Genomic DNA, 17,915 nt, shown 5'->3' on the forward strand with positions numbered 1-17,915 from the left:
GCGATGACCCACACCTCAGCAGACGACTGGGCCCACGCCCGCGTCGTGCCCGGCCCCGGCGGCGGCACCCTGGCCCGGATCGGGCCGGTGGTGCTCCTCGTCGGCTCCGACGACCCCGAGGTCGTCAAGCCCTACCTCGAGCACGCCGAGATGGTCGCCGCGAACGGCGGCCAGGGCCGCCAGCTGGTCCGCGGCTACGCCCTCATGCTCTCGACCGCGGTCGAGCAGTCCCCCGGCTTCGCCGCCCTCGCGCCGCACACCACCGGGCTCGCCGTCTTCGTCGACGGGGACGTGACCGTCACCGTCGACGGCCAGGCGATCTCGGGCGCGGAGTCGCTGGCCTGGGTCGAGCGGCTCATCCCGTGGCCGGTCGAGTCCGTCGCGGTGACCCTGCCGGGCGCGGAGGCGCCGGGCGACGGGTCGTCGTACCGGTTGGACGGCGGGGTGGTCCCGGCCGGCTCGCTGGCGATCGGTGCGCCGATCGCTGCCGCGCCCTCGGCCGAGCCGGTCGCACCGGCGCCGCCGCCCCCGCCTCCCCCGCCGCCGGCCCCCGAGCCGGAGCCCGAACCCGAGCCCGAACCGGAGCCCGAGCCCGAGCCGGAGCCGGTGCCGGAGCCCGTGGCCGAGCCGGTCGCGCCCGTGGCCGGCCGCCCCCTCCCGCCGGCCCCGGCCGACGAGCACGTCAACTTCCAGTCGGTGCTCATCAGCGAGGTCGAGGACGACGACCTCGACGACTTCGAGCCGCTCCCCATCGTCGAGAGCGAGGCCCAGGTCCACGAGGAGCACGCGCACGAGCAGGTGCGCGGGGTCTACTGCAAGAACCGGCACTTCAACGACCCGCGGGTGCTGTTCTGCGGGATCTGCGGGATCAACATGGTCCAGCAGACGCCCGTCCTCGTGAACGGCCCGCGCCCGCCGCTGGGCGTGATCGTGCTCGACGACGGATCGGTCTTCCAGCTCGACACGCCGTACCTGCTGGGCCGCGACCCGAGCGGCGACGAGCGGGTCACCGGCGGCACGTTCCGGCCGCTGCCGATCATCGACCAGTCCAACCAGGTCTCCCGGGTCCACGCCCGGCTCGAGATGCGCGGGTGGGACGTCGTCCTGGTCGACAACAACTCGACCAACGGCACCTACGTGCACGTCCCCAAGACCCCGGACTGGGTCCGGATGCACCCCGGCGCCGAGCAGGTGCTCACCCAGGGCACCCGGGTCCGGATCGGCCACCGGACGCTCGCCTTCAACACCCACGCCGGCAGCTCCCGCTGACCTGACTGCTCCCCCCCTGCGCGAATTGCGCGGGACGGGTCGGTAGGTCAGGCGGGGGCGGGGACCTCGCCGAGGGAGACGTGGGTGAAGTCGACCGGGGCGGGGTCGAGCTCGGCGCGGACCCGGGCGCCCGCCGCTCCCCCCACCCCGTACGACGACAGCTCGATCGGGGCGGCCGCGAGCGGGTTGTCGGAGGCGGCCGGCTCGAGCCGGACGCCGCGCTCCTCGAGGGCGGTCCGGACGGCGGCGAGGCGGCGGCCGCCGTCCCCGCGCAGGTCGAGGGCGACGCCGCGCTGCCGGGCGAGGCGGGCGCCGAGGACGGTGGCGGCCTCGCTGTCGCTGTCGCCGTTCCAGTGGACGACGACGGCGGCGTCGGCGTCCGGGGCGGGGGTGCCGGCGGTCGCGACGATGACCGGGGACTCGTTGGCGGCGACGACGGTGGCCAGCGCCGGGTCGTCCGACCAGGCGAGGAGGCCCTGGGGGCGCAGCACGCCGATGAGCTCGACGAGGTCCTGGTCGACGTCGGCGCTGGGGTGCGCGATCACCCGGACCGGTACGCCGAGCCGCTCGCCGTGGTGGACCAGTCCCTGCTGGCGCTCCATCGCGGCGGCCATCTCGGCCAGGTCGAGGGACAGACCGCTGCCGACCTCGAGGGGTCGGCCTTGGGGAGTGAGGTCCGCGACGACGATCTCGGCGGGCGTGGCGCCGGCGAGGGCGCCGACGGCGAGCTCGACGAGGAGCCGGTCGTCCTGGCCGGTGTGGGCGAGGACGAGCATCCGGTCGACCGCCTCCTCGCCGAGCGCGGCGCGCTCGGCCTCGGCGATGTCGCGGGCGACCCGTCGCTGGGGGTAGACGAACCCGAGCAGCGGCCCGGTCATCACCGTCGTCACGAGCGCCATGATCACCATGAGGGTGAACAGCTCCTGGCTGAGCAGCCCCTTCTCGAGACCGACGTTGAGGATGATGAGCTCGGTCAGGCCGCGGGTGTTCATCAGCAGGCCGAGCGCGCTGGCCTGCCAGTGCGGCACCTTCTGCAGGCGGGCGCCGACGTAGGCACCGACGTACTTGCCGACGATGGCGACGGCGAGGATCGCGAGCATCGGCAGGATGTGCTCGCTGCCGAGTCCCTGGATGTTGACCTTGAGCCCGGAGATCAGGAAGAACACCGGCAGCAGCAGGAGCACCGAGATCTGCTCGAGCCGGACCAGGATCTCGTGGCGCAGGGCGGCGGCCTGCTCGTGCGGGATGATCGCGCCGAAGAGGAAGGCGCCGAAGATGTAGTGGATGCCGATCACCTCGGTGGTGGCCGCGAAGAGCAGCATGCCCACGAGGACGACGGACAGGATGGTCGGCGTCAGCTCGCCCGCCTTGTGGTAGGCCCGGGTGAGCCAGGTCAGCGCTGGACGGACCACGAAGATCGCGACCAGCACGAACGGGATCGCCAGGTAGATCGCCCAGCTCGGCAGGTGGCCGTGGCCGGCGTCGACGCCGGCCAGCGCGAGGACGACGGCGAGCAGCGTCCAGGCGATGATGTCGTCGGTCGCGGCGCACGCCAGGGCCAGGCCGCCGGTCTCGGTGCGGTGCATCCGGCGGTCGGTGAGGATCCGGGCGAGCACCGGGAACGCGGTGATCGACATCGCCGCACCCATGAACAGCGCGAACGGCCAGAAGTCCGCACCTGCGGGCTTCAGGGCCGCCGTGGCGTCCATGTCGACGAAGATCTTGGCGAGCCCGATGCCGAGCGTGAACGGCAGCAGGATCGAGCAGATCGAGACCGAGCCGGCCACCTTCTCGCGGCCCTTGATCAGCTTGATGTCGAGCTCGAGACCGACCACGAACATGAAGAGCACCAGCCCGACGCGCGCGAGGACGTCGAGGAAGGCGCGCTGGTCCATGGGGAACAGCTCGCCGCTCAGCTCCATGCCGAGCAGGCTGGGCCCGAGGAGGACGCCGGCGGCGATCTCGCCGACGACCGGCGGGATGCCGATCTTGGCGACGAGCGTGCCGGCGATCCGGGCGACGACGATGATCAGGGCCAGCTGACCGAGGATGACCGCGAAGTCGAGCATGGCAAGCAACCCTAGGTGCTCAGGGCGGCGCGCGTCCCCGGGTCAGCAGGCTAGGTGGTCTCCCAACGGAAAAGTCTCGCGGCGAGTGCGGTCACCACGATCGCGAAGCCGGCCAGGATCACCAGCGGCACGACGGCGGATCCCGGGCCCTGCCCACGCACCATCACGTCGAGCATCCCGGTGTTGAGGTGCTTGAGCGGCAGCAGGTCGGACAGGCGCTGGATCCACGTGGGAGCGACGTCGAGCGGGAAGAACGAGCCGCTGAGGAAGGCCATCGGCAGCACCAGGAAGTTGGCGAGGTTGACCGCCCCCTCGGTGGTCTTGGCGATCGCCCCGGCGAGCAGCCCGATCGCCATGAAGCACAGGGTGCCGACGACGATCAGCGGTATAGACATCCACCACGACCCGGTGAGGGTCAGCCCGAACGCCGCCGCCCCGAGGCCGAGGAAGATCGCGAGCTGGGCCAGCGCGATGGTCAGCGTCACCGCGACCCGCGCGCCCACGACCGTGCCCGTCCTGACCGGCGCGAGCTGGAGCCGGCGCAGCAGCTTGGACTGGCGCCAGCCCTGCAGGGTCGCGGCCGCGCCGAACGCCGCGCTCATCGCGACCGCCCACCCGAGCAGGCCCGGCGTGACGAACTGGATGGTGGTGAGCGAGTCGTCCTCGACCCGCTCGGTCACCAGCTGGTACGCCGGCGGCTGGCCCGTCTCGACGACGTTGATGCCGTCGACGAAGGCCCGCAGCGTCCCCTGCGTGACGGCGGCCTTGACCTGGTCGGTCTGGGTGTAGTGCGCGATCAGCCGGTCGCCCTGCTGCTCGATGGCGACGTCGGCGTCGCCCTTGCGCACCTCGTCGAGCGCCGCCGCGAGGCTCGTCCCCTTGCTGACGTCGAAGGTCTGCGCGAAGGCCTCGGCCACGTCGTCCGGGAGGTCGTCGACGAAGGGCACCGCGCCGACCTGGATCATGTCGACCTTCGACTGCTCCTGGCTGCCCAGCAGGCCGCCGAAGAGAACGAGGAACATCAGCGGGAAGATCAGCGCGAAGAACACCGACGCCCGGTCGCGCAGGAAGCCGCGCAGGATCGCGATCGACAGTGCCCAGAAGGGCGAGCGGGTCGGGCTGCTCATGCGCGGTACTCCCGTCCGGTCAGGGCGAGGAAGACGTCCTCGAGGGTGCCGGTCTGGACGCTGACGCCGGCCAGGTGGTCGCCGGCAGCGAGGACGCCGAGCACGGCGCCGGGCTCGCGGGTCACCAGCACCAGGCCGTCGACGCCCTCGGACGCCTCGGCGACGCCGGGGATCGCCGCCGCCTCCTCGGCACCCAGCGAGCCGGGTGCCACCGTGATGCGAGCCGGGGCATCGAGGCCGCGCACGAGCGCGGCCGGGCTGTCGACCTGGAGGATCCGGCCGTGGTCCATCACCGCCACCCGGTCGCAGAGCACCTCGGCCTCATCCATGTAGTGCGTCGTGAGGACGACGGTCCGCCCGGTGTCGTTGAGCGACGAGAGCAGGTCCCACAGGTTGCGCCGGGCCTGCGGGTCGAGCGCCGAGGTCGGCTCGTCGAGGAAGACCAGCTCGGGGTCGTGCACGAGGGCGCACGCGATCGAGAGCCGCTGCGCCTGGCCGCCGGACAGGTCCTCGACCCGGGCATCGGCCTTGTCGGTGAGCCCCACCCGCTCGAGCCACTCGTCGGCGATCGCCCCGCCCACGCCGTACAGGCTGGCGAAGGTGCGGATCTGCTCGCGGGCGGTGAGCCGCTCGAAGAAGGACGACGCCTGGAGCTGCACGCCGATCCGGGGCTGCAGCCGCGGGTTGCGCGGCCACACCGCCTCGCCCAGCACCTCGACCTGCCCGCCGTCGGGCCGGCGCAGGCCCTCGACCATCTCGAGGAGCGTCGTCTTGCCCGCTCCGTTGGGGCCGAGGACCCCGACGAACTCGCCCTCGCCCACGCTGAGGGTCACGTCGTCGACGGCGGTCAGCTCGCCGTAGCGCTTGGTCAGTCCGGTCACCTGGATGGCGCTCACCGACCCGACCCTAGACGGGTCAGGTGAGCAGACCTCGCACGACCCGCAGGCCCACCGACACCTTGGCGATGTCGGCCGGCTCGTCGCTGCAGACCGCCGTCAGCGCGGCGATCGCCTTGTCGACCACCCCGCCTGCCTCGGCCTCCCAGGCGGCGACCCGGCGCGCCGCGGCGGCGAGCGGGTCGTCGTCGTCGGCCTCGGCCGCACTGCTCTCGCTCGTCGCGGCGAGCACCTCGCCGGTGAGCTGGGCGTGGACGGTGTAGAGGTCGTCGCGCAGCGCGGCCCGCGCCATCGTCTGCCACTGGTCGTCGCGCGGCAGCGCCACGATCCGCTGCTGCAGCACGGACAGGCCCAGCCGCTCCCCCAGCGCGAAGTGGACCCGGGCCACCTCGGCCGGCTCGAGCTCGGCCTCGTCGGCGATCTCGACGATGTTGAGCAGCGTGTAGGCGACGTCGAAGGAGGCCACCCGCGCGGCGAGGTCCTGCGGCACCTGCTGGCTCTCGAGCGAGCGCCGCCGGGCCTCGTACGCCGCGAGCTCGGCGCCGGTGAGCAGCTGCGGCAGCTCGAGCATCGTCTCCTGCACGTGCGCCGCGAAGAACTCCACGTTGCCCTGGCTGTCGAGCGGGGGCCGCCGGTTGGTGACGAGCCAGCGCGACGCGCGCTCGACCAGGGTCCGCATCTCGACCCGCATCCGGGTCTGGACGGCGGCGTCGAGCACGTTGTCGTACTGCTCGAGCTCCTGGCGCAGGTCGAGGGAGCCGAAGATCTCGCGGGCGACGAAGTTGGCCCGGGTGAGCTCGGCGGCGCTCGCCCCGGTCTCGCCCGCCAGCCGCGGCCAGTACGTCATGCCGGCGCCGTTGACCAGGTCGTTGACGACCTGGGTCACGATGATCTCGCGACGCAGCGGGTGCTCGCCGATCTGGTCGAGGAAGCCGTTCTGCACCGGCGCCGGGAAGTACGACTGCAGGTCGAGGGTCAGGTACGGGTCCTCGGGAAGGTCGGAGGCGAGCAGCTCCTCGGCGAGCACGATCTTGGTGTACGCCATGAGCACCGCCAGCTCGGGCTGGCTGAGCGTGTCGCCGGCCTCGATCCGGCGCTTCACCTCGCGGGTCGGCGGCAGCGCCTCGAGCTCGCGGTCGAGCAGGCCCTGCGACTCGAGGTCGCGCATCCACTGCTCGTGGACGTGCAGCAGCGAGACGGCGTTCTTGGCCGCGTTGGCGAGCGCCAGGTTCTGCTCGTAGTTGTCGCGCAGCACCAGCTCGGCGACCTCGTCGGTCATCGAGGCGAGCAGCTCGTTGCGCTGCTTGCCGGTCAGGTCGCCGTCGGCGACGACCCGGTCGAGCAGGACCTTGAGGTTGACCTCGTGGTCGGAGGTGTCGACCCCGGCGGAGTTGTCGATGAAGTCGGTGTTGATCCGCCCACCGTCCCGGGCGTACTCGATCCGGCCGCGCTGGGTGAAGCCCAGGTTGCCGCCCTCGCCCACGGATCGCACCCGCAGCTGGCCGCCGTCGACGCGGATCGCGTCGTTGGACTTGTCGCCCGCGTCGGCGTCGGTCTCGGTGGAGGCCTTGACGTAGGTGCCGATGCCGCCGTTCCAGAGCAGGTCGACCGGAGCGAGCAGGATCGCGCGCATCAGCTCGGCCGGCGTCATGTGCTCGACGTGACCGGCGATGCCGAGCGCGGCTCGGATCTGCGCGTTGACCGGGATCGACTTGGCCCGCCGCGAGAAGACCCCGCCGCCGGCGGAGATCAGGCTCTTGTCGTAGTCCTGCCAGCTCGACCGGGGCAGCTCGAAGAGCCGCTTCCGCTCGGCGTACGACGCCGCGGCGTCGGGCTCGGGGTCGATGAAGATGTCGCGGTGGTCGAACGCCGCGACCAGCCGGATGTGCTCGGAGCAGAGCATGCCGTTGCCGAAGACGTCACCGGACATGTCGCCGATGCCGACGACGGTGAAGTCCTCGTTCTGGCAGTCGATGCCCATCTCGCGGAAGTGCCGGCGCACCGAGACCCAGGCGCCCTTGGCGGTGATGCCCATCGCCTTGTGGTCGTAGCCAACCGAGCCGCCGCTGGCGAACGCGTCGCCCAGCCAGAAGCCGTAGTCCGCGGCGACGCCGTTGGCGATGTCGGAGAAGGTCGCCGTGCCCTTGTCGGCGGCGACGACGAGGTAGGAGTCGTCCCCATCGTGCCGGACGACGTCCGCCGGCGGCACCGTCGCGCCCCCGACCAGGTTGTCGGTGACGTCGAGCAGGCCGCGGATGAACGTCTTGTAGCAGGCCACGCCCTCGGCCAGCCACGCCTCGCGGTCGGAGGAGTCGGGCAGCTGCTTGGCGTAGAAGCCGCCCTTCGCGCCGACCGGCACGATGACGGTGTTCTTGACCATCTGCGCCTTGACCAGGCCGAGCACCTCGGTGCGGAAGTCGTCGCGCCGGTCGGACCAGCGCAGGCCGCCGCGCGCGACGCTGCCGAAGCGCAGGTGCACGCCCTCGACGCGTGGCGAGTACACGAAGATCTCGTACTTGGGCCGCGGCTCGGGCAGGTCCGGGATCGCCGACGGCTCGAGCTTGAGCGAGAGGTAGGGCTTGGCGGTGGCGCTCTCGCCGTCGCGCTGGAAGTAGTTGGTGCGCAGCGTCGCCTGGATGTGGGTGAGGTAGGAGCGCAGGATGCGGTCGTGGTCGAGGCTGACCACGCCGTCGAGCGCCGTCCGCACCTGCTCGACGAGTGCCGCCTCGCGCCCGTCGCGGTCGTCGCCGACCGCCGGGTCGAAGCGGGTCTCGAAGAGCGCGACGAGCAGCCGGGCGAGGTCGACGTTGTCGACGAGCGCCTGCTCGATCGAGTCGACGGAGAACGGGCTGTTGCCCTGCTTCATGTAGCGCGCGTAGGCGCGCAGCAGCATCGCCTGGCGCCAGGTCAGCCGGGCCGCGAGCACGAGCCGGTTGAAGCCGTCGGTCTCGGTGTAGCCGTCCCACATCGCGCGCAGCGCGTCGGCGAACAGCTCGCGGGCGTGGTCGGGCAGCGGGCCGCCGTAGCGCAGGCCGAAGTCGTAGATGTGCGTCATCCGGCCCAGGCCGCTGAGCGTGTAGGGACGCTCGTCGACGACCTCGACCCCCATCGAGGCCAGCATCGGCAGCACCGCGCTCAGCGACAGCGGCTCGCCGACGCGGAACATCTTGAGGCGGGCCTCGCCGTCGGCGGCGTCGACCTCGGCGTAGAGCGACTGGTCGCGCCCCTCGTCGCCGGCGATGCCCTCGATCCGGGCGAGGTCGACCGCGGCCGTGCGAGCGCTGAAGTCCTCCTTGTAGGCCTCGGGGAAGGCGTCGAGGTAGCGGCGGCCGAGCAGCGCGCCGGCCTCCTCGCCGTACTCGGCGATGACGGCCTGGAGGAAGTCCTCCTGCCAGGAGCGGGAGGCGTCGATGAGGCGCCGCTCGAGGTCGGCGGTGTCGATGTCGTCGGGGATCAGCTCGCCCTTGGGCAGGTGGACGACGAAGTGCACCCGCGCCGTCGTCGACTCGTTGATGCTGACGTTGAACTCGACCGACTCGGGCCCGATCCGGCCCTTGCCGATCTGCTCGGTCAGGATCTGCACGAACTTGTGCCGGATGCCCGTGTTGTAGCGGTCGCGCGGCAGGTACACGAGCACCGACAGGTAGCGCGCGTAGGTGTCGCGGCGGATGAAGAGCCGCACCGCACGGCGCTCCCGCGCCTGCATCGCGGCCTCGACGATGGGGCCGAGCTCGTCGACCGGCGTGTGGAAGAGCTCGTCGCGCGGGTAGGTCTCGAGCGTGTCGAGCAGCGCGGCGCCGTCGTGGCTGCGGGCGTCGTACCCGCTGCGGAGGAGGACCTCGTCGGCCTTCTCGCGCAGCAGCGGGATGCGCAGCAGCGACTCGGTGTAGGCCGCGCTGGAGAGCAGGCCGAGGAAGCGGCGCTCGCCGACGACCTCGCCGTCGGGGCCGAACGTCTTGACCCCGACGTAGTCGAGGTAGGCCGGGCGGTGCACCGTGGAGCGGGAGTTGGCCTTGGCCAGCACGAGCAGGGTCTTCTCGCGCGCCTTGGCCTTGACCGCCTCGGGCAGCCGGCTGAACGCGATCGAGGTGTCGCCCTCGGCGGGGCTCTCGCGCAGGATGCCGAGACCGGTGCCCGGGACCGGGCGCAGGACGTCGTCCTCGGGCTCGCCGTCGAGCGCGACCCGGTCGAGGACGTACTCGCGGTAGCCGAGGAAGGTGAAGTGCTCGTCGGCCAGCCAGGCGAGCAGCGCGCCGGCCTGGCGGACCTCGTCGTCCGGCAGCGGCGGCGGGTCGGAGGTCAGGGAGGCGACGGTCTCGGAGACCCGCTCCTGCATCTGCGGCCAGTCGTCGACCGACGCCTGGACGTCGCCGAGGACCCGGCGGCACGCGTCGGCCACCCGCTCGGGGGCGTCGTCGCCCTCGCCGCTGAGCCGCGGGATCTCGATGTGCATCCACGACTCGCGGATCGTCCCCTCGACCGGTGCGGTCGAGCCCGACGCGACCGGCTCGGCCTCGAGGAGGCGGCCGTTCTCGTCGCGTCGAACGTCGAAGGTGGGGTGGATGACCGCGCGCACGTCGTGGAGCTGGCGGGAGAGCTCCATGGTCAGCGAGTCGACGAGGAACGGCATGTCGTCGACGACCACCTCGACCACGGAGTGACCGGCCGCGGACCAGCCGTGCTCGGCGACCGTCGGGGTGAAGACCCGGACCTTCGCCACGCCCGGGTCGCGGTCGAGCGCCAGGTGGTGGTGGGAGGCGAGGGCACCGTAGACGTCGACGTCGGTACGGCTCGCGAGCTCCTCGGTCGCGACGTGGCGGTAGTACGCCGGGAGCAGGGCCGGCAAGGCGTCGCGCGGCGGCCCTCCGCTCCCCTTGTTCGGCGCGGCCGCGGCAGCGGCCTGCTCGAAGATGCGGTCTCGGTCGGAATGGGCAGCAGAGGAAGGCAGCGTCGTCATTGACACACCTCGACAGTAGGACCTCCAAGTTGCGGGCGACAACACGGCGGTACGACATGATGTCTCGTATGCGATACAGCCGTGAGCTGGCCTACGACGCCGCGCCCGACGAGGTCTTCGCGATGCTCGCCGATCCCGCCTTCCGCGAGAAGGTCGCCGCCGCCCAGCAGGTCGTCTCCGTGACCGTCACGGCGACGCCCGCCGGCACCGGCGTGAGCCTGGTCGTCGACCAGGTCCAGAACACGGCCGGCCTGCCCGCCATCGCGAAGAAGATCGCCGGCGACACCACGCAGGCGGTGGTCCGCGAGGAGTGGTCCGACCCCACGTCGGGGACGATCGAGATCACTGCTCCGGGCAAGCCGACCCGGGCCGCCGGCACGGTCACCCTGGTGGCCGACGGCGGCGCGACGAAGCACGTCGTCGACCTCGAGGTCACCGTCAAGGTGCCGCTGGTGGGTGGCAGGCTGGAGAAGCTGATGACCGACAACATCGACGCCGGGCTGTCCGTGGAGTACTCCGTGGGCGTGTCCTGGTTGAAGGGAGACCGCTGACGATGGCCACGCGCCTGGTCCACAAGATGGTGTACGACGCCCCGGCGAGCGAGGTCGCCGCCATGCTCTCCGACCCCGTCTTCCGCGAGGAGGTGTGCCGCAACCAGCGCGCGACGTCGTACTCGGTCGAGATCGAGGGCGGGGTCGACGCCAAGGCCGTGCGGGTCGAGATGGAGCAGCCCACCGACAAGGTGCCCTCGTTCGCCAAGAAGTTCGTCGGCGCCACGACCACGATCGTGCAGACCGAGACCTGGGCCGACGCCTACCAGGCGACGATCGAGGTCGGCATCCCCGGCAAGCCCGGCGAGATCCGCGGCACCGCGATCCTGACCGAGGTCGATGACGTCACCACCGAGACCGTCGAGCTCGAGATCAAGGTCAAGATCCCGCTCGTGGCCGGGAAGATCGACGAGCTCCTCGCCAAGCTGCTCGGCAGCGCGCTGCGCTCCGAGGAGCGGACCGGGAAGGCCTGGCTGAGCCGCTAGGCCCCTCCGGGAGCGTCGTGGTGCTCGGCCTCGTCCCGCGCCTCCGCCCGCCGGCGGAAGTAGATGACGATCCCGAGCACCACGAACGGCCCGAACGCCAGGACCATCGTGGCGATCTGCTCGACGGGGTGCAGCGCACCGAGGTGGAGGGGGATCACGAGGTCCATCGTCGCACCGCGGGTCAGGAGTCGCGCTTCGACGTCCCCTTGGTGGTACGGCGTCCGCGGGGCGCGCGCTGGCGGGTCGGGGACGAGACGTCGATGAGCTCGTCGAGGGCCTCGCGGACGCAGGCGCCGAGCACCTCGGCGTCGGGGATCCAGTCGCGGTCGGCCGTGATGCCGTAGTAGACCCCGCCGTCGTACGACGTCACGCCGATGGCGAGCGGGTGTCCCGGGGTGAGCGGCGGGACCGGGTAGCTGGCGACCATCCGGGCGCCGGCGGCGTAGAGCGGGGCCTGCGGTCCGGGGACGTTGGTGACCGAGAGCTGGTAGCCCTTGCGCAGCTCGATCGCGGCGACCCGCGAGCCGATCGCGTGGAAGGTCGTCGGCGCGAAGCCGGCGATGCCGGCGAGCCGGTTGGCGGCGACGCTGCGGCCGGTGTCCTTGTGCGCCTGGAACGAGTACGACACCTGGTGCAGGCGCACGATCGGGCTCGGCTCCCCCACCGGGAGGTCGACGAAGTGGGCCGCGATCTGGCTGCCGAGCGAGGTGGCCTCGAGCTCCTCGTCGATCACCGAGACCGGGACGACGGCACGGACCTGGCGCAGCCCGCCGAGCGACTCGGCGCGCGTCATCAGCCAGGCACGCAGCGCGCCGGTGACGGTGGCGAGGACGACGTCGTTGATGGTGCCGCCGTGGGCCTCGCGGATCAGGCGGTAGTCCGTGAGCCGGGTCGCGACGGTGACCACGCGGCGCTGCTGCGAGAGCGGCCCGTTGATCACCCCGCGCGACTTGGGACGACGGCCGGCCGCGGCGGCCAGGAAGGAGCGGGCCCGCTCGCTGCGCTGGTCGGCGGTGCGGGCCAGCGCGCGGGAGCCGGTGCGGACGGAGTCGAGCAGCACGCCCGGGTCGGTGAGGTTCTCGCGGACCGCGCCGCCCAGCAGGGTGGCCGGGTTGGGCGAGCGGCGCGGCGCCCAGTCGTCGGGCTCGAGCGCGCGGGCCTCGGGCTGCAGGTCGAGCAGCAGCTGGCCGAGGTCGACGGTGTGCACGCCGTCGACCAGTGCCTGGTGGGTCTTGGAGAGGACGGCGACCCGGCCGTCCTCGAGGCCCTCGACGAAGTAGATCTCCCACAGGGGGCGGGTGCGGTCGAGGGGGCGGGACACGATCCGCGAGACCAGCTCGAGCAGCTGGCTCGAGCTGCCGGGGCGCGGGAGCGCGGAGCGGCGCACGTGGAACGCGAGGTCGAACTTCTCGTCGTCGACCCAGACCGGGTTGGCGAGGTGGCCGGGGACCGCCTGGAGCCGCTGGCGGTAGCGCGGAACGAAGGCGATCCGGTCGCGGATCAGCGCCACCAGCCGGGCGTGGTCGAGCGCGTCCGGGCCCTCGCCGGGCTCGAAGATCTCGATCGTCGCGTTCTGCTGGGGCGTCTCCGGGGACTCCTCCTCGAGGAACGTCAGGTCGCGCGGTCGCACCCGGTCCACCACGTCGTCCTCCAGCCTCTGGACAGATCCCCATCACGATCGGCGACGGCCCCATCCCGCCGCCGTTGGGGTCTCCGTGAGATTCTGACAGAGAACCCGAGCATCCGTGGGTACGTCCAGGGGTGTCCTGACGAGGAGGAATGCATGCAGCGGCTGCGCATGATCGGCGCGGCGCTCGCCACCGTCACTCTGCTGGGGGCCGTCTCGGCGTGCGGCTCCGACGACAAGGCGAGCACCGGCAAGACGGTCGTGATCGACATCACCGTCAAGGACGGCAAGATCACCCCCACCGGCGACCGGGTCAAGGTCGGCGCCGGCCAGCCCGTCGACCTCGTGGTGACCGCCGACCGCGCCGGCTCGCTGCACATGCACTCCGACCCCGAGCAGGAGTTCGCCTACGACGAGGGAACCAAGACGTTCCCCATCACCATCGACCGTCCGGGCGTGATCGAGGTCGAGTCGCACGACCCGCCGCAGATCATCGTCCAGCTCGAAGTCCGGTGACCGGCGACCTCCAGGCCCACGGCATCGGTGGGCAGGCCGACCTGCCCATCCCGCTGGAGCTCGCGGTCTCCGGCGCCGTGGCGGCCCTCGTCGTCTCGTTCACGATCCTCATCGTCGCCTGGCGCCGGCCCCGGTACGACGTCCCGGCCGCCGGGCGCGCCGCCTGGGGCCTGCTCGACCGGGTCACCGGCGCGCCCGGCTTCCTCGTCCTCACCCGCACCGTCGGCATGATCCTCGCGGTCTTCGCCGTGGCCACCGCGGTCTTCGGCCAGGACTCGCTGACCAACCCGTTCTTCGGGATGGTCTACGTCTGGTGGTGGGTCGGCCTGGTCTTCGCCTCGGCGCTGCTCGGCCCGGTGTGGAAGGCGATCAGCCCCGTTCGCACCATCAACGCCGCGCTCGCCAAGATCTCCGGGGGCGACCCCGAGACCGGGCTGCGCGACTACCCCGAGCGGCTCGGCTACTGGCCGGCCGCCATCGGGCTCTTCGCGTTCGTCTGGCTCGAGCTCGCCTCGACCCACCCGACCGAGCTCGGCACGGTGCGCCTGTGGTGCGCGCTCTACGTCGGCGTGATGCTGGTCGGCGGCGCCGTCTTCGGCAACCGCTTCTACGAGAACGCCGACCCGTTCGAGGTCTACTCGTCGCTCATCGGCAAGCTCTCGCCGTGGGCCCGGGTCGACGGGCAGCTCCGGCTGCGCAGCCCCCTGGCGAACCTGGCGACGGTGCCGGCCAAGCCGGGTCTCGTCGGCGTCGTGGCCGTGCTCTTCGGCAGCACCGCCTTCGACTCGTTCGGCGAGTCCTCGTTCTGGGTGAAGTTCTACCAGAACGCCTCGGTGAGCAAGGCGGTCATCGACAACGTCGCGCTGGTCGGCTTCTGCGTGGTGGCGGGCGTGCTGCTCGGGGCCGCGTGCGCCCTGACGACGTCGGCCGCGCACTACCCGCGCTGGCAGCTGCCGCGGCGCTATGCGCACTCGATCGCGCCGATCATCCTCGGCTACATCCTGGCCCACTACCTGACGCTCTTCATCGACGTCGGCACCCAGACGCTCGCCCGCGCCAGCGACCCGTTCGGCAAGGGCTGGGACATCCTCGGGACGGCGGGGCTCGAGCCGTCGTACTGGTTCTCGTACCACCCGACCCTCCTGGCCACGATCAAGGTGCTGGCCGTGGTGATCGGCCATGTCGTGGGTGCGGTCGCCGCACACGACCGCGCGCTGACGCTGCTGCCGAAGCGCGACCAGGTGATCGGGCAGCTGCCGCTGCTCGTGGTGATGGTCGGCTTCACCGCCGGCGGCCTCTACCTGCTGTTCAGCGCCTAGCGGGGACGCCGGCCAGCGCGTCGACGAGCCGGGCCAGCGCACGCCGCAGCGCGGAGTCGCCGGACTCGACGAGCAGCCGGCCGGCGACCAGTGCCCGGTCGACGGCGGCCTGGTCGTCGGGCAGGAAGTGGACGCCCTCGTGCCGGCCGATGCCGTCGAGCAGACCCACCACGTCGGCCTCGCGCCAGCCGAGCGTGGACCGCATCCGGTTGACCACGACCCGGACCGGCGTGCCCGGCAGGTGCTCGTCCAGCTCGCCCAGCGCCCGGGCCAGCCGGGCCAGCCCGACGGGGTCGGCGGCGCCGACGAGCACGACGTCGTCGGCGGCCTCGAGCGCCTCGCGGGTCAGGCTGTCGCGGTCGGGACGGGCGCTGCCACCGGGGTCGCCGTAGGGGTCCGGGGCCAGCGCGAAGCCGGTGTCGACGACCACCTGACCCTCGTGCCGGGCCCGCTCCAGCAGCGCGGCGAGCGCCCCCGCGCGGACCTCCGGCCAGCGGTCGGGACGCGGGAGCCCGGTGAGCAGCCGGAGCTGGTCGGTGAGTCGGCGTTGGGTCGCGGCGAAGCGCTCGTCCAGGCTCCCCGCCGCCGCCAGCCGGGTCGCGGCGAGCAGCCCGGAGACCTCGTCGAGGATGCCGAGCTGCTGGGCCACCGCGCCGCCGTAGGGGTCGGCGTCGACCAGCAGCGTGCTCAGCCCCCGGCGGGCGAGCTCGCCGGCCAGGCCGGTGGCGAGCGTGGTCCGGCCCGGTGCACCGCCGGGCCCCCACACCGCGAGCACCCGGCCGGGACGCCCCGGCGCGGGCGGCGGCAGCGCCGCGCGCGGGATCGTCGCGGTGGTGGTCGCCGTGGCGGGCGGCGGCGGGAGGTCGTCGTCGGGCAGCGCGGCGAGCACCGGGCCGAGCTCGTCGACCCGCGCCGCGGACAGCACCGTCGCGACGCCCAGCCGGGCCGCCCGCGGCGCCGTGTGGCCCGGGTCGTCCGCGACCCCGAGCACCCGGACGCCCTCGCGGCGCAGCTCGTCGACCACCCCCTGGTCGAGACCGGGCAGGTCGACCGCGAGCACGGCCGCCTCCGCCTGGCCGGTGCGCGCGGCGGCGAGCAGGTCGGCGACGTCGACGCAGCGCTTGAGCAGGACGGTGCCCGGGTGGTCCGCGAGCGCGGCGAGCGCCCGCGACTCCCAGGACTCCCCCGTCGACACCAGGAGGACGACGATCACGAGCGTCGCCTCACGAGCGCTGCAGCACCCGGACGACCGGGTCCTGCAGACCGCCCAGCAGCCGCTCGAACGCCGCCGCCCGGTCGTCGTCGACGGCGACGACGAGCTGGCGCGCACCGGTGACGCCGAACGTGTCGTCGTACGACGGGGCGGCGAGGACGGTCACCGCGCTGAGCGCCGGCCGGACCGCGGGCTGCCCGGGCCCCTCGCTCACCCACACGTCGACCACGGAGCCCGCCCCGACGTCCGGCGGCACCCGGTGGGGGTCGACCTCGATCGGCACGCGCAGCACCGGGGTCGCCGCGGCCGGCCCGACCGCCGTCCGGGCCAGCAGCTCGCCGGCCCCCACCGCCCGGACCAGCACGACGTCGTCCGGCACCGGGCGGTCGGCACCGAAGTAGCGCTCCTGCGCGGCGGCGTCGGTGAACCGGACCCGCTCGACGACGAGGTCGTCGTCGCGGACCGGCGTCCCGGCCCCTCGCTCGTCCCGGACCGCCCACACCGCCACCGTGTCGTCGGCCGCCGCCAGCAGCCGCGCCCCCACGACGACCGAGCCCGCCACGAGCAGGACACCCATCCACAACCGTGGGTCACGCCATGCCGGACGCACCACCCGCTGCGCAGGCGGTGGAGCAGGCGTGCCCGTCACGTTCCCGAGATCTCTGGACACCCGCTCATCATGCAGTCCCGCGGCCCCCACCGCATCCGGTCATCCACAGGCCCCCCGCGCCCGGCTGCGGACACCCGGCCCGGGTGCGACGATGGGCCCATGGGACTCCCCTCGGACAGCCCCCGGTTCCTCACGCTCGCCGACGTCGCCGAGGTGCTCAACACCTCGAGCGCGCAGGTCTACGCGCTGGTCCGCCGCGGCGAGCTGCCCGCGATCAAGATCGGCGGACGCGGCCAGTGGCGGGTCGAGGGCAGCCGGCTCGAGGAGTACATCCAGCAGCAGTACCGGGCCGCGGCGCAGTACGTCGCCGAGCACCCGTTCGTCGACAGCGAGCCCGAGGTGCGTTGACCTCCCAGGACGATCGTGAAGCCTTGGCACTCGCACTCCATCTCGGCCCCGTCGGCGAGCCCAGCCAGCCAGACGGAGCGCCTCGCAGCGACCAAGGACTGCCGGCGGGCCGAGGCCCGGTGCCGCTACCGCACGGTCAAGTTCACCAGCGGGTCGCGCAAGTTCAAGGCCATCACCCGTGAGATCAACCTGCGACCGCGCAAGAGCCACCCGCTCCCCAGGTGCCAGAACTACACCGCGCGCATCTTCGAGGACGGCTCGTCCCGGGTGGTCTCCTGCACCGCCAACGCTCGCGCCGTGGCCGTCCGCTGGGGCTGGGGCTGGTTCGGCGACCCGGGCTTCTGGTCGGCGACCTGGAAGGTGACGAAGTGCGTGGCGTCGGTGACGCTCGCCATCGTGCCGATGGCCAAGGCCTTCAAGTTCGTCAAGGAGCTCGGCGGCATCCGCACGACGGCCGAGCTGCTGGTCAAGGCAGGCAGCTGGTCGGACGTGCGCAAAGCTGCCCCGGGCCTCGCCGCCGAGATCCTCGGCATCTCGACGGTCGCCGACAACTGCTTCTGAGGCGGCCGCTCTGAGCCGCATCCCGGGCCGGAACGAGCTGGACCGCGCGCGGAACCGGACGGCCCCCGTCCTTCCCGCCGCGGCCGGCTCCTTCCTGCTGGCTTACGTCCTCTTCAGCCTCGTGCTCACTCGTGCGCTGACGCTCACCGCCGGACCCTTCCTCGTCGCGTTCGCCGCCCTCGTCCTCGTGGTGGCTGGGCTCGAGTCGCGGGGTCGGCTCAGGTCCGCGGCCGGACGACGCACCGTCGTCGCGTGCGCGGCACTGCTCGGGCTGGCGCCCGTCGTCCTGTCGCTGCTGACGGCCTGA

16 protein-coding genes are annotated in these 17,915 nt (G+C 72.6%); 8 read left to right on the top strand and 8 right to left on the bottom strand.

Translation table 11 applies throughout. The features are described from left to right. Window positions 1–3: 3 nt before the first annotated feature. Window positions 4–1,269, top strand: coding sequence for an FHA domain-containing protein (locus BM223_RS28925; RefSeq protein ID WP_038677847.1), 1,266 nt, complete (start codon window positions 4–6; stop codon window positions 1,267–1,269). A 47-nt stretch (window positions 1,270–1,316) separates the two neighbouring features. On the opposite strand, the gene BM223_RS10950 is transcribed toward BM223_RS28925, so the two are convergent. From BM223_RS10950 to BM223_RS10965, 4 genes are read right to left on the bottom strand one after another with little or no spacing between them, the layout of a single operon-like run. Beyond that, on the bottom strand, window positions 1,317–3,338 hold the full coding sequence (locus tag BM223_RS10950) for a cation:proton antiporter (RefSeq protein ID WP_052138404.1): 2,022 nt from the start codon (window positions 3,336–3,338) through the stop codon (window positions 1,317–1,319). Between the two features lie 50 nt (window positions 3,339–3,388). Then, complete coding sequence (locus tag BM223_RS10955) at window positions 3,389–4,465, bottom strand: ABC transporter permease (protein WP_038677846.1); 1,077 nt, start codon at window positions 4,463–4,465, stop codon at window positions 3,389–3,391. Beyond that, window positions 4,462–5,361: an ABC transporter ATP-binding protein gene (locus BM223_RS10960; protein WP_038677845.1), complete on the bottom strand. Its 900-nt coding sequence runs from the start codon at window positions 5,359–5,361 to the stop codon at window positions 4,462–4,464. The genes BM223_RS10955 and BM223_RS10960 overlap by 4 nt, the downstream gene beginning before the upstream one ends. A 19-nt stretch (window positions 5,362–5,380) precedes the next feature. Then, window positions 5,381–10,318, bottom strand: a complete 4,938-nt coding sequence (locus BM223_RS10965; protein ID WP_052138403.1) for an NAD-glutamate dehydrogenase — start codon at window positions 10,316–10,318, stop codon at window positions 5,381–5,383. A 68-nt stretch (window positions 10,319–10,386) separates the two neighbouring features. On the opposite strand from BM223_RS10965, the gene BM223_RS10970 reads away from it, so the two are divergent. Both BM223_RS10970 and BM223_RS10975 read left to right on the top strand, forming a co-directional pair. Beyond that, entirely contained in the window at window positions 10,387–10,869 is a 483-nt protein-coding gene (locus BM223_RS10970) for a DUF2505 domain-containing protein (protein ID WP_038677844.1), read from the top strand. A gap of 2 nt (window positions 10,870–10,871) precedes the next feature. Beyond that, a complete protein-coding gene (locus BM223_RS10975) occupies window positions 10,872–11,354 on the top strand; it encodes a DUF2505 domain-containing protein (RefSeq protein WP_052138402.1) in 483 nt (160 codons plus the stop codon). Here the strand turns inward: BM223_RS10975 and BM223_RS28930 are convergent. Together BM223_RS28930 and BM223_RS10980 are read right to left on the bottom strand one after the other, a co-directional pair. Next, window positions 11,351–11,512 carry a hypothetical protein gene (locus tag BM223_RS28930; RefSeq protein ID WP_158510189.1) on the bottom strand — a complete coding sequence of 54 codons (162 nt, stop codon included), beginning with the start codon at window positions 11,510–11,512 and terminating at the stop codon, window positions 11,351–11,353. The two genes, BM223_RS10975 and BM223_RS28930, sit on opposite strands and share 4 nt — an antisense overlap. Window positions 11,513–11,535: 23 nt before the next feature. Continuing rightward, complete coding sequence (locus BM223_RS10980; RefSeq protein ID WP_235319216.1) at window positions 11,536–12,993, bottom strand: wax ester/triacylglycerol synthase family O-acyltransferase; 1,458 nt, start codon at window positions 12,991–12,993, stop codon at window positions 11,536–11,538. A 144-nt stretch (window positions 12,994–13,137) separates the two neighbouring features. Between BM223_RS10980 and BM223_RS10985 the strand changes: the two genes are divergently transcribed. Next, complete coding sequence (locus BM223_RS10985) at window positions 13,138–13,497, top strand: hypothetical protein (protein ID WP_038677842.1); 360 nt, start codon at window positions 13,138–13,140, stop codon at window positions 13,495–13,497. Then, on the top strand, window positions 13,494–14,816 hold the full coding sequence (locus tag BM223_RS10990) for a hypothetical protein (protein ID WP_038677841.1): 1,323 nt from the start codon (window positions 13,494–13,496) through the stop codon (window positions 14,814–14,816). The genes BM223_RS10985 and BM223_RS10990 overlap by 4 nt, the downstream gene beginning before the upstream one ends. Here the strand turns inward: BM223_RS10990 and BM223_RS29735 are convergent. Both BM223_RS29735 and BM223_RS11000 read right to left on the bottom strand, forming a co-directional pair. After that, the gene (locus BM223_RS29735; protein ID WP_038677840.1) at window positions 14,806–16,029 is read right to left on the bottom strand and encodes a CpaE/TadZ family protein; all 1,224 of its coding nucleotides are present in this window, start codon (window positions 16,027–16,029) and stop codon (window positions 14,806–14,808) included. The two genes, BM223_RS10990 and BM223_RS29735, sit on opposite strands and share 11 nt — an antisense overlap. Window positions 16,030–16,039: 10 nt before the next feature. Then, on the bottom strand, window positions 16,040–16,606 hold the full coding sequence (locus tag BM223_RS11000) for a hypothetical protein (protein WP_052138401.1): 567 nt from the start codon (window positions 16,604–16,606) through the stop codon (window positions 16,040–16,042). A 192-nt stretch (window positions 16,607–16,798) separates the two neighbouring features. On the opposite strand from BM223_RS11000, the gene BM223_RS11005 reads away from it, so the two are divergent. The 3 genes from BM223_RS11005 (at window position 16,799) to BM223_RS11015 (ending at window position 17,915) form a co-directional block, all read left to right on the top strand. Then, window positions 16,799–17,047: a helix-turn-helix domain-containing protein gene (locus BM223_RS11005; protein WP_038677839.1), complete on the top strand. Its 249-nt coding sequence runs from the start codon at window positions 16,799–16,801 to the stop codon at window positions 17,045–17,047. A 15-nt stretch (window positions 17,048–17,062) separates the two neighbouring features. Beyond that, the gene (locus tag BM223_RS11010; protein WP_038677838.1) at window positions 17,063–17,608 is read left to right on the top strand and encodes a hypothetical protein; all 546 of its coding nucleotides are present in this window, start codon (window positions 17,063–17,065) and stop codon (window positions 17,606–17,608) included. 121 nt (window positions 17,609–17,729) lie between these two features. Continuing rightward, window positions 17,730–17,915: a hypothetical protein gene (locus BM223_RS11015; protein ID WP_038677837.1), complete on the top strand. Its 186-nt coding sequence runs from the start codon at window positions 17,730–17,732 to the stop codon at window positions 17,913–17,915.

The organism is Pimelobacter simplex, from assembly GCF_900114845.1.
Classification (GTDB): Bacteria; Actinomycetota; Actinomycetes; order Propionibacteriales; family Nocardioidaceae; genus Nocardioides; species Nocardioides simplex.

What these genes read in the sequence shown, in the direction of transcription:
- BM223_RS28925 (WP_038677847.1), top strand. Translation starts at nt 4, where the DNA reads ATGACCCACACCTCAGCAGACGACTGGGCCCACGCCCGCGTCGTGCCC.
- BM223_RS10950 (WP_052138404.1), bottom strand. Translation starts at nt 3,338, where the DNA reads ATGCTCGACTTCGCGGTCATCCTCGGTCAGCTGGCCCTGATCATCGTC.
- BM223_RS10955 (WP_038677846.1), bottom strand. Translation starts at nt 4,465, where the DNA reads ATGAGCAGCCCGACCCGCTCGCCCTTCTGGGCACTGTCGATCGCGATC.
- BM223_RS10965 (WP_052138403.1), bottom strand. Translation starts at nt 10,318, where the DNA reads ATGACGACGCTGCCTTCCTCTGCTGCCCATTCCGACCGAGACCGCATC.
- BM223_RS10970 (WP_038677844.1), top strand. Translation starts at nt 10,387, where the DNA reads ATGCGATACAGCCGTGAGCTGGCCTACGACGCCGCGCCCGACGAGGTC.
- BM223_RS10975 (WP_052138402.1), top strand. Translation starts at nt 10,872, where the DNA reads ATGGCCACGCGCCTGGTCCACAAGATGGTGTACGACGCCCCGGCGAGC.
- BM223_RS10985 (WP_038677842.1), top strand. Translation starts at nt 13,138, where the DNA reads ATGCAGCGGCTGCGCATGATCGGCGCGGCGCTCGCCACCGTCACTCTG.
- BM223_RS11000 (WP_052138401.1), bottom strand. Translation starts at nt 16,606, where the DNA reads ATGGGTGTCCTGCTCGTGGCGGGCTCGGTCGTCGTGGGGGCGCGGCTG.
- BM223_RS11005 (WP_038677839.1), top strand. Translation starts at nt 16,799, where the DNA reads ATGGGACTCCCCTCGGACAGCCCCCGGTTCCTCACGCTCGCCGACGTC.